Source organism: Mesorhizobium sp. M2C.T.Ca.TU.002.02.1.1 (genome assembly GCF_003997225.1).
The window spans coordinates 1-10728 of sequence record NZ_RZTO01000122.1 but is presented as its reverse complement, the minus strand read 5'-3'; the positions used below and the strand labels follow the sequence as shown (position 1 = coordinate 10728).

Annotated in this window: 10 protein-coding genes; 9 read left to right on the top strand and 1 reads right to left on the bottom strand. The window is 65.6% G+C overall.

Going from position 1 to position 10728, the window contains the following annotated elements:
- The 8 genes from EOD07_RS09330 to EOD07_RS09295 all read left to right on the top strand — a co-directional run.
- Window positions 1–466: ATP-binding cassette domain-containing protein (locus EOD07_RS09330; protein WP_127235214.1), on the top strand; the 466-nt coding region annotated here is incomplete at its 5' end.
- Complete coding sequence (locus tag EOD07_RS09325; RefSeq protein ID WP_127235213.1) at window positions 463–1350, top strand: branched-chain amino acid ABC transporter permease; 888 nt, start codon at window positions 463–465, stop codon at window positions 1348–1350. The genes EOD07_RS09330 and EOD07_RS09325, both read left to right, overlap by 4 nt.
- Window positions 1350–3224 (top strand): alpha/beta fold hydrolase, encoded by a 1875-nt coding sequence (locus tag EOD07_RS09320; protein ID WP_127235212.1) that lies wholly within the window; start codon window positions 1350–1352, stop codon window positions 3222–3224. The genes EOD07_RS09325 and EOD07_RS09320 overlap by 1 nt, the downstream gene beginning before the upstream one ends.
- Window positions 3225–3600: 376 nt before the next feature.
- Window positions 3601–4854 (top strand): sarcosine oxidase subunit beta family protein, encoded by a 1254-nt coding sequence (locus EOD07_RS09315; protein ID WP_127235211.1) that lies wholly within the window; start codon window positions 3601–3603, stop codon window positions 4852–4854.
- 13 nt (window positions 4855–4867) lie between these two features.
- Window positions 4868–5137, top strand: a complete 270-nt coding sequence (locus EOD07_RS09310) for a sarcosine oxidase subunit delta (RefSeq protein WP_127235210.1) — start codon at window positions 4868–4870, stop codon at window positions 5135–5137.
- Window positions 5134–8013, top strand: coding sequence for a sarcosine oxidase subunit alpha family protein (locus EOD07_RS09305; RefSeq protein WP_127235209.1), 2880 nt, complete (start codon window positions 5134–5136; stop codon window positions 8011–8013). Before EOD07_RS09310 ends, EOD07_RS09305 begins: the two co-directional genes overlap by 4 nt.
- Window positions 8006–8530, top strand: coding sequence for a hypothetical protein (locus EOD07_RS09300; protein WP_127235208.1), 525 nt, complete (start codon window positions 8006–8008; stop codon window positions 8528–8530). The genes EOD07_RS09305 and EOD07_RS09300 overlap by 8 nt, the downstream gene beginning before the upstream one ends.
- Window positions 8531–8581: 51 nt before the next feature.
- Window positions 8582–9244: a TetR/AcrR family transcriptional regulator gene (locus EOD07_RS09295; protein WP_052468626.1), complete on the top strand. Its 663-nt coding sequence runs from the start codon at window positions 8582–8584 to the stop codon at window positions 9242–9244.
- A 23-nt stretch (window positions 9245–9267) separates the two neighbouring features.
- Here EOD07_RS09295 and EOD07_RS09290 read toward each other — a convergent pair whose 3' ends face one another.
- Window positions 9268–9819, bottom strand: a complete 552-nt coding sequence (locus EOD07_RS09290) for a hypothetical protein (RefSeq protein WP_127235207.1) — start codon at window positions 9817–9819, stop codon at window positions 9268–9270.
- Window positions 9820–10001: 182 nt separating this feature from the next.
- Between EOD07_RS09290 and EOD07_RS09285 the strand changes: the two genes are divergently transcribed.
- Window positions 10002–10728, top strand: a 727-nt coding sequence (locus tag EOD07_RS09285; RefSeq protein WP_127235206.1) for a CocE/NonD family hydrolase, incomplete at its 3' end; no start/stop codon positions are given.

Genomic DNA, 10728 nt, shown 5'->3' with positions numbered 1-10728 from the left:
GGGGAACCTGCTGTTTCCGGACATGACTGTCGCGGAAACGCTGTCGATCGCGCCCTATGCCTCCCGCGGGCGCGCCAATGCGGCTGAGACACTGGACACGGTCTTCCGGCTCTTTCCCCGGGTGCACGAGCGTCTCGACCACAAGATACGCTTCCTTTCGGGCGGCGAGCGCCAGATGGTGGCCATAGGCGTCGGGCTGATGGCGGCGCCGAAGCTTCTCATTCTCGACGAGCCGACGCTGGGACTGTCGCCCAAGCTGCGCGGGGAACTCGCTTCGGCGATCCAAACCATCCGCGGATCCGGCGTGCCGCTGATCGTGGTCGATCAGGACATCGCCTTCCTCGAGGAACTGATCGACACGCTCTACCTGTTCGACCACGGCCGCATCTCGCGCCGTATCGAGAAGGCGGACATGCCCACGCATGAAGAGATCATGAAACTGATGTTCGGCGAGGATCACCATTGACCCTTGAGACGCTTAACCTGATCCTGCTTGGCGGCATCGTGCTGGGCGCGCTCTACGCGCTGATGGCGACCGGGCTGGCGCTCGTGTGGACGACGCTCGGCATCTTCAATTTCGCCCACGGCACCTTCATCGCGCTCGGCGCCTATATCGCTTGGCAGATCGCCAGCACCGAGGCCTCTGGCGCCGGCCTGCTGGCCGGGGCAGGGGTCTCCATCATCGGCATGTTCGTCATCGGCATGTTCGTCTACTACCTTCTTATCAAGCCTTTCGAACGAAACCCGGACATCGTGGTGAAATCCGTCATCACCACGCTTGCCGGCGCGACCATCCTGGAAAACGTCATCAACCTCGTCTGGGGGCCGCGCAACAAGCAGCTCTCTCCGCTGCTCGGCGGCGACATGTCATTCCTCGGCATCACCATATCTCGCAACGAGATGGCGGTGGTGGCGCTGGCGCTCGTCATCCTGGCGGCGCTCGGCGTGTTCCTGCAGCGCGCGCCGCTTGGTCGCGCCATGCGCGCCGTGGCGCAGAACCGCGAGGCGGCGCAGCTCATGGGCATCGACGTCGAGCGGCTCTATGCGATCGCCTTCGGCCTGTCGGCTGCGCTGGCGGCGTTGGCCGGCATCCTGATCGGCTCCATCCGCTTCATGAACCCTTCGATGGGCTCCGACCCGCTGATGAAAGCGCTGATCGTGGTGATCTTCGGCGGCATCGCGCGCTTCACCGGCCCGATCTACGCGGCTTTCATCGTCGGCTTGCTCGAGGCTGTCATGACCTATCTCGTCGGCCTCTACTGGAGCCCGACGGTGCTCTTCGCAATCATGATCGTCGTGCTTGTCGCCAAGCCAGAAGGCCTGTTCGGCCGATACAGGAAATCCGTCTGATGCGGTACAGCCCGTCTTTCGCCCGCAGCTCCGGGCTGATCCCGGTTCTGGTCGTCCTGGCCGTGCTGGCGCTTGTGCCGCTGCTGTCGTCAAGCATGTATCTGCGGCATCTCCTGGTTCTGGCCTTCGTGTTCGGCATCGTGGCCTCGAGCTGGGACCTCAGCCTCGGCTATGGCGGCCTCTTCAATTTTGCCCATGTCGCGCTCTTCACCATCGGCACCTACGCGTTCGGACTGGTCGGCCAGACCCTCGGCCTGTCGCCATGGCTGGGCATAGCGTTCGCCGGTGTTGCCGCGGGGCTTGTCGCGGCCCTCATAACGCTGCCCATCCTCAGGCTTTCAGGCATCTACATCATCCTGGTGACCATCGCGGCCTCGCAGGTGCTCTACCAGATCATCATCAGCCAGTCCGACATCACCGGCGGCACGTCGGGCATGGTGAGCCTGCCGGCGCTCGAGCTCTTCGGCTACCGTTTCAACCGCGGCGGCAAGGTCGGCTACTATTATCTGGCCTTGCTGATGCTGGTGGCCTCCACCATCATCCTCTACAAGATCACTCGCTCGCGTTTCGGCCGCGCCATCGTGGCCATGCGCGACCACAAATACTACGCCATCTCGCGCGGCATGTCGGAAACGCGCACCCGGCTGTTCACGCTGACGGTGAGCGCCGCGCTGAGCGGCGTGGCCGGCGGCTTCTACGGCTCCTACATGCGCGTTGCCTCTCCCGACAATTTCGGCCTCGGGCTGCTCGGCCTTTTGCTCTCGATGCTCTTGCTTGGTGGCGCCGGAACGATCTGGGGTCCGATCCTTGCAGCCTTCTTCGTGACCATGGTGTCTGAGGTCTTCGCCGCCTACGGCGCCTGGCGCAACATCATCATGTCGCTGTTGCTGATCGTCATCCTAATCTTCTATCCGGGTGGGCTCTGGGCATTGCTGCAGACGCTTCGTGAAGCGCTCGACGTGGTGCGTTCGCAGGCGACGGCCAGATTGCGCCGCCGCTTTGGCCTCGGCCAGCGGGAAGCGATGACCGGGGCGCATGAGACGATGGTCGCCACCCGCCATGGCAGGATCGCCGTTGCCGACACCGGCGGCGACAAGCCGGCGCTTCTCCTCATCCACGGCAACTCCTCCGCCAAGGAGGTCTTCGCCAACCAGTTCAAGGCGCTCCGCGATCGTTATCGCGTCATCTCCTTCGACCTGCCCGGTCACGGCGTGTCCGACAACGCCGATCCGGAAAAGGACTATAGCGTCGAAGCCTTCGCTGACGTCGCCGAAGACGTGCTCAAGGCGCTTGGCGCGGCGAACCCCTTTGTGTTCGGATGGTCGCTGGGCGGCTATATCGCCATCGAGCTTGCGGCCCGCGGTTATCCCGTGCGGGCGCTTGCCGTTTCCGGCACGCCGCCGCTCAGGGTCGTTCCGGAAGATGTCGGCCGTGCCTATGACGCGACCAGCCATTTCGTTCTGGCGAGCAAGACCTTCCTGTCGCCGGCCGAGAGCCGTGACTTCGCTGCGTCTACAACCGGTCCGAAGACAGTCGAGACGATCCACCTTCACCGGGCCGTGCGAAGGACCGACGGGCGGGCCCGCGCCTATACGCTGGGCAAGCTCCAGATCGTCGATTGGCCGCGACAGATGCGCTTCCTGCGCTCGACCGCCGTGCCGTTCGCCATCCTGAACGGCTCGAACGATCCGTTCCTGAACCATCAATATTTCCGGGACCTCAAGCTCGAGCAGTGGACCGGCGAGCCGGACGACATCCAGGACGGCAAGCACGCGCCCTTCCTGCTGAAGCCGGCGATCTTCAACGAAAAGCTCGTTGCGTTCCTGCGCGCGGCCGAAACAACAAGCCGGCATGGCGCCGACGTGGTCGCCTGATATCCAGAACCGGAACTTGCAAAGAGCGCCGGGCGCAAACCAAAGCGGTCCAGTCTCCAGGGACCCTGCTTGCGGGGCGCATTCGCTTCACTTCGCCAAGCGCGTGCCGGAGTGGCTCCGATGAGTGTGCCGGCGCTTGTCGGACCGCACATCCCGAAATCTGTGAAACACGCCGAAGCGCGCCATACGCTTTGAATGGACACAGGTGTACATTCGCGCTAAATGTGCGCTTGGCGCTGCTTTGGGGTGTTCGGCGACCAAAAGGCAAAGCAGGTGTTTTAAGGGGCGATCGGTTGGACGAGCTCGAGCTGAAGACATGGCGGCCAAGTCCTTGCGGCGAGGCGAGGTTTGCGACCTGTGATGAAGGTCTAGGCGCATGACGAGACAGTACTCGGCGCTTTCGCTCTTCAAGGAAGGCCTCGCCGGCCAGACCGGCTGGGAAAAGGCCTGGCGCTCTCCCGGCCCGAAACCGCGCTACGACGCGATCATCATCGGCGGCGGCGGGCATGGGCTTGCCACTGCCTATTATCTCGCCAAAAATCACGGCGTCACCAACGTCGCGCTCCTGGAGAAAGGCTGGATCGGCGGCGGCAACACGGGCCGCAACACCACCGTGGTGCGTTCGAACTATTTCTATCCCGAAAGCGCGGCGATCTACGGGCTGGCCCACAGCCTCTACAAGGCGCTCTCGACGGACCTGAACTACAATGTGATGTTTTCCGCGCGCGGCATCCTGACCCTCGCGCACAGCGAAGCTGGAATGGAAACCGCCGCCCGGTCGGTCAACGCCATCCAGGTCAACGGCATCGATTGCGAGCTGTTCTCGGTCGAGGACGTGCGCCGCGTCGTGCCGATCTACAATTTCAGCCCGGGCACACGCTACCCCGTCTATGGCGGCACCTGGCAGCCAAGCGGCGGCACCGCCCGTCACGACGCGGTGGCGTGGGGCTATGCGCGCGCGGCGAGCCGTCTCGGTGTCGACATCATCCAGAATTGCGAGATCACCGACTTCATCATCGAGAACGGGCGCTGCCGCGGCGTCGTCACCTCGCGCGGCGCGATCCGGGCCGAGCGCACGGGCATGGCGGTGGCCGGCCATTCGTCGGTGCTGGCGGCGAAAGCGGGCTTCCGGCTGCCGGTCAATTCCTACGCGTTGCAGGCCTGCGTGTCCGAACCGGTTAAGCCGATCATCGACACGGTGGTGATCTCGCCGGACACGGGCGTCTATGTCAGCCAATCGGACAAGGGCGAGCTGGTGATCGGCGGCGCGCTCGACCGCATCCCGTCCTACGGCCAGCGCGGCAACCTGCCGGTGCTGGAGGGCGTCATCGCCGGCATGCTCGAGATGTTCCCGATCTTCGGCCAGTTGAAGATGATGCGGCAGTGGGCCGGCATCGTCGACGTGGTCCCGGATTCCTCGCCCATCATCGGCGAGTCGCCGCTGCCCGGCCTGTTCCTCAATTGCGGCTGGGGCACGGGCGGCTTCAAGGCGATCCCCGCCGGCGGCACCCTGCTTGCCCACCTGCTTGCCACCGGCAGGCACCACGACATCAGCCGGCCCTTCGATCTCGACCGCTTCGCCCGCGGCCGGCTGATCGACGAGGCCGCCGGCTCCGGCATTGCCCATTGAAGGTATAGAAAAGATGCAGCTCTTTCCCTGCCCGTTCTGCGGGCCGCGCGAAGAAAGCGAGTTTCACTATGGCGGCGAGGCGGGCAATCTGAGGCCCGACGGCAGCGAGGTGACCTCCGAGCGCTGGGCCGGCTACCTCCACATGCGCGACAATCCAAAGGGGCCGACCCGCGAGATCTGGGTGCATCTCACCTGCGGCGAGTTCTTCGCGATGAGCCGCGACAGCGTCAATCACAAGGTGTCGGGCTCTTCGGCGCTCGGCGAAGCGGAGCACGGAAGATGAGCGCTTCCCGTCTCACCACTGGTGGCAGCGACATCGATCGCGACCGTCCGCTGAGCTTCACCTTCGACGGCAGGCGCGTGGAGGGTTTTGCGGGCGACACGATCGCGTCGGCCTTGCTCGCGAGCGGCCAGGCCGTGGTCGGCCGCAGCTTCAAATACCATCGGCCGCGCGGCATCTGGGGCTCCGGCGTCGAGGAGCCCAACGCGCTGGTCGATGTCGAGAGCGCGGCCGGCCGGGTGCCGAATGCGCGCGCCACGACCGTGCAGGCCACGGACGGCATCCGGGTGACAAGCGTCAACGCTTCGCCGACGGCTGAGAACGACCGCAACGCCGTTCTGGACCGCTTCGCCCGCTTTCTGCCCGCCGCCTTCTACTACAAGACCTTCATGTGGCCGGACTGGCACCTGTTCGAGCCGCGCATCCGCGCCATGGCCGGACTTGGCATCGTCGACAGCGATTGGAAGCCACGCCAGGTCTCGGACCAGATCAACCATCATTGCGACGTCCTGGTGGTCGGCGCCGGGCCGGCCGGTCTTGCCGCGGCAGCCAGCGCCGCGGCGGCCGGGCATTCGGTTGTGCTGGCCGACGACGGGGCGCATCCCGGCGGGTCGCTGCGTCACCGCGCCGGCGAAGTCGATGGCGTCGAGGGCAGGGCGTGGGTCGAGGCGACGGTTGCCAAGCTGAAGGGCGCCGGTCAGCTCGTGCTGAGCGATACGACCGCTTTCGGCCTTTACGACCACAATCTGGTCGCGCTCAACCAGCGGCACGCCGACGGTCGGCCGGACACGCTTTGGCGCGTGCGGCCGCGCCGCATCGTGCTGGCGACGGGCGCGATCGAGCGGCCCGTGCCGTTCGCCAACAACGACCTTCCCGGAATCCTGTCCGCCGATGCGGCGCTCAGCTATCTGCGCCGACATGGCGTGCTTGTCGGCCGCGAGATCGTGGTCGCGACCAACAACGACAGCGCCTATGAGCCGGCCTCCGCGCTCGCCGAGGCCGGCGCCTCGGTGACGGTGGTCGATTGCCGGCGTGACGGTGGCGCGCAAGCGAAGACCGGCATTCGTGTTCTGGCCGGACGGACAGTCGTCGCGGCGCGCGGGCACAAGGCCGTTCAGGGCATTCTGCTGGACGACGGCACGACGCTTGGCGTCGATTGCGTTCTCGTCTCCGGCGGCTGGACACCCACCGTGCACCTGTTCTCACAGGCGAAAGGCAAGCTCGCCTGGAGCGATCAACTGGCGGCCTTCATCCCGGGCGAAGCCATTGAGGGGACTGGCGTCGCCGGCGCCGTGGCCGGCACGGTCTCGCTTTCGGAGACCTTGGCCAGCGGCGCCGCGGCCCCCGCCGACTTCGGCTCATCGTCACCTGCGCCTCGCGGCACGGGAGCGGAAGCAACGCTCGGCGTCGTCAGCCTGTGGCCAAAACCCAAGGCCAAGGGTCGCGTCTGGATCGACTATCAGAGCGACGTCACCGCCAAGGACGTCGAGCTCGCGGCGCGGGAGAACTTCGTCTCGGTCGAGCATCTGAAGCGCTACACGACGCTCGGCATGGCGACCGACCAGGGCAAGACCTCGAACCTCAACGGTCTGGCGCTGCTGGCTGACATCACCGGGCGCGGCATTCCTGAGATCGGCACCACGACCTACCGGCCGCCCTTCACGCCGGTCCCCTTCGCCAGCCTGGCGGGGTCGCGCCGGGGCAGTATGCACGCTCCGGTCCGCCGCCTGCCGCTGGAGGCGAACCATCGCGCCGCGGGCGCCGTGTTCCAGGAATATGGCGGTTGGCTGAGGCCTGCCTATTATGGCGGCGGTGAAGCCGGCGCCTCGATTCAGGACGAGGCGCGGCGCGCCCGGCAGTCGGTCGCGCTCTTCGACGGCTCGACGCTGGGCAAGATCGAGGTGGTCGGCCCGCGCGCGGCCGAGTTTGTCGACTTCATCTACTACAACACCATGTCGACCCTGAAGCCGGGCCATTGCCGCTACGGCTTCATGCTGTCGGAAAACGGCGTCGTCTTCGACGACGGCGTGCTTGTCCGCCTGGACGAGCATCGCTTCATCGTCTCCTGCTCGTCGTCGCATGTCGCCGCGGTCCACGCGCGCCTCGAGGAGTGGCGGCAGGACCGCTTCGGCCGCGATGCGGTCTATATCCACAACGCCACCGCGCAATATGCGACCTTGACCGTTTCGGGTCCGAACGCGCGTCAGGTCGTCGAAGCGCTCGATCTGGGCGCGGCACTTGACGATGCAAGCCTGCCGCATATGGCGATCGCCGCCGGCCGTTTTGCCGGAGACGAGGTGCGCATCGCCAGGGTGTCCTTCACCGGCGACCGCAGCTACGAGATATCCATCCGCGCCGACCGGGCGGAGGCGCTGTGGGCCAGGATGCGGCAGGAGGGCCGCGCCTTCGACGCCGTGCTGCTCGGACTTGAATCGCTGATGATCCTGCGCGCCGAGAAGGGCTACATCGTCATCGGCAAGGACACCGACGGCACCACCATGCCGCACGATCTGGGCGTCGCCGGACCGCGGACCAAGCGCGCCGGCGAGTTCGTCGGCAAGCGCTCGCTTTTCACCGAAGCGGGCAACAGCGCGGACCGCAACCAGCTCGTCGGCTTGGCGGTACGCGACGGCGGAGCGCCGCTGGCGATCGGTGCGCATGGCGTCGAGAAGCGCGACGGCCGGCTCAGAAGCATCGGCTTCGTCACCTCCAGCTATCAGAGCCCGACCCTGGGACGCCCGGTTGCGCTCGCGCTCATCGAACGGGGCGCGGCGCGGCACGGCGAAACGATTGACGTTCAACATCTTGGTGTCGTGCGGCAGGCGACGATCGTCGCGCCCTGCGCCTTCGATCCGGAAGGGAGGCGGCTCCATGCGTAACCTTGCCGAAAAGTGGCCGGCGGCGCCCGACTTTGCTACCGCGGCGCTGAACAAGGATGGCGTGACCGTGCGCATGCTTGGCGGGCTGAAACAGCTTCTGGTCAGCGGCGACCTCGCGGCCTGGTCGAAGGCGTCAAGGCTTGCCGGCGAAGGCGTCGGCGCGGGCGCAATCGCCAGCGGCGACAAATACCTGGTGCGAATCGCGCGCGACCGCCTTCTTGCGGTCGGGGAACAGCCGTTCCCCATTGCGCCCGGCTGGCACGCGGCCGGTTTCGCGGTCACGGTCATGGATGCCGGACTGCATGTGTTCGAGATCGAGGGGCCGGACCTGGATCGCCTGATCGCCAGGGGCACGGCGCTCGATCCGGAAGCGGCAAGCCCCTCGGCTTCGATCCTTTTTGCCGGCGTCGGCGTCCTCCTCTACCGGTTCGGCAATCGCGATCGGGCGCGTCTCCATGTCGACCGGGGCCTTGCCCCCTATCTCTGGGAGTGGCTCGAGCAAGCGCAAGTATTGTAGCGGGGTGGTTTCAGGTCTATCTAGCCGGCGTTCAAACTTGGCCGGCCCGACATGTTCTCCGATTCCAGTGATGATGAAGTCGTGCGGCGGCCCGGTCTGATCGGCAACACCAAGGTGACGCGCGAGGACTGGATGAACCTCGCGCTGGAGACGTTGATCTCCGAGGGCGTGGAGGCCGTGCGCGTGCTTGCGCTCGGGCAGAAGCTGAACGTCTCCCGGTCCAGTTTCTACTGGTACTTCAAGAGCCGCCAGGATCTGCTCGACCAGCTGCTGGATTACTGGCGCAACAACAACACGCGTTTCATCGTCGAGCAGGCCGGCCGGCCGGCCGCGTCGATCACGCAGGCAGTGCTCAATGTCTTCGAGTGCTGGCTGGATGAGAAGCTGTTCAATCCGCGGCTGGATTTCGCCGTGCGCGCCTGGTCGCGCCAGTCCGCAAAAGTGCATCGGATCGTCAACGAGGAAGACGATACACGGGTCGACGCCGTCCGCGCCATGTTCTCGCGGCACGGTTATGCCGACACGGAAGCGTTCGTGCGGGCTCGCGTGCTCTACTTCACGCAGATCGGCTATTACTCGCTCGAGATCGTCGAGCCGGTCAGCAACCGTCTTTTCCTGACGCCTGCCTACCTGCTCACCCACACCGGCAAGGAACCTCGCGCAGGCGAGGTCGAGGCCTTCGCCGAAAAGATGCTGCTGAAAAGCCCCGGCTGACCAGCCCGCCGTCCGCGATCACGTCAGTTCAGGTCGCGTGGAAACTCCTTGACCTCCTCGCGGTCGACCACGACCTCGTCACCGGCGCGCGCGACGAGATGCGTTTCCATGCGCCAGACATCGCGCAATGCGCGCACCGTGGCGGAGACCGAAACACGGGCGTTCCAGTCGCCGCGCGCATAGGTCTTGTCCCAGGTCACGGTCCCGCGCGCCGAGTTCGGATCGTCCGGATGGACAATGAAGATTTCGGTCTGTCTCTGCGTCAGGGTCATGCCGGTGTGCGGATGGCGCACCGTTCCCGCGTCGCTGACGATCGTGTAGGTGGATTCTCCGGTGATCTGGTTCGTCGTCACCTCGCGCCGGAAAGGCTCGCCTGCCTTGATCACGTCCTGCGCCATCGGCGTGGCGCTTTCCGGTCCCTCGAATTCCGGGAGCGTCTTGTCGAGCGGCTGCGGCTTTCGTACCGGCAGGATCAGCCTGCTGCCGGCGCAATGGATCGACAGCGTCGCGTTCTCCGGCCCCGGGAAGACGATCGGCCAATGCCCGGTGGCGAACCTCTGTAGCCAAAATCGCAAATGGCGGCTTGCGCCTCATCGCAGACGTCAGAACACCTGTCACCTGAACGCGATTCAAGAGTGCGGTCAGGGCAGCCGAATGCAGTTTCTCTGCGCCCTGGATCGCAAATGACTCAAACGGGATTGCATCCGGAATGCTCTTGTTGTACGAACGTTCAACAAGGCATTGACGAGCACCCGCCGTGGTACGGACCGAGTTTCCCTTTGCCGTCGAAACCGTCGATCCATATTGGATCGCGCTGGCTGACGGCACGCGAATCGCCGCCACCGTGTGGCGCCCACGCACCGACGCCAAGGTGCCCGTGGTGGTCGAAATGGTGCCTTACCGGCGCCGCGACGGCACCGTTGCCCGCGACATAGACATCCACCCCTGGCTTGCCGGCCACGGCATCGCCTGCGCCCGCATAGACATTCGTGGTTCCGGCGATTCCGATGGCGATCTGGCCGACGAATATCTGCCGCGCGAGCAGGAGGACGCCTGCGAGATCGTCGCGCATCTGGCGGCGCAATCCTGGTGCAACGGCAATGTCGGCATGACCGGCATTTCCTGGGGCGGCTTCAACGCGCTGCAGGTCGCGGCGCGCCGGCCGCCGGCGCTGAAGGCCATCATCGCCAACTGCGCCACCGACGACCGTTACGCCGACGACATCCACTATATGGGTGGCGCGCTGCTCACCGAGCAGGAGATGTGGTCGAACTTCATGCTGGTGAAGAAGGCGATGGCGCCCGACCCGCAGATCGTCGGCGGCGCCTGGCGCGCCATGTGGATGAGCCGGCTGGAAGCGACACGCTCGCTGTCGGAAATCTGGCTCGCGCACCAGCGTCGCGACGACTACTGGCGCCAAGGTTCCGTCTGCGAGGATCATGCCGCGATCGAATGCGCCGTCATGGCCGTCTGCGGTTGGGAGG

Excerpts from the sequence above, each read along its gene's own strand:
- EOD07_RS09320 (WP_127235212.1), top strand. The coding sequence starts at position 1,350 with ATGCGGTACAGCCCGTCTTTCGCCCGCAGCTCCGGGCTGATCCCGGTT.
- EOD07_RS09315 (WP_127235211.1), top strand. The coding sequence starts at position 3,601 with ATGACGAGACAGTACTCGGCGCTTTCGCTCTTCAAGGAAGGCCTCGCC.
- EOD07_RS09305 (WP_127235209.1), top strand. The coding sequence starts at position 5,134 with ATGAGCGCTTCCCGTCTCACCACTGGTGGCAGCGACATCGATCGCGAC.
- EOD07_RS09310 (WP_127235210.1), top strand. The coding sequence starts at position 4,868 with ATGCAGCTCTTTCCCTGCCCGTTCTGCGGGCCGCGCGAAGAAAGCGAG.
- EOD07_RS09300 (WP_127235208.1), top strand. The coding sequence starts at position 8,006 with ATGCGTAACCTTGCCGAAAAGTGGCCGGCGGCGCCCGACTTTGCTACC.
- EOD07_RS09295 (WP_052468626.1), top strand. The coding sequence starts at position 8,582 with ATGTTCTCCGATTCCAGTGATGATGAAGTCGTGCGGCGGCCCGGTCTG.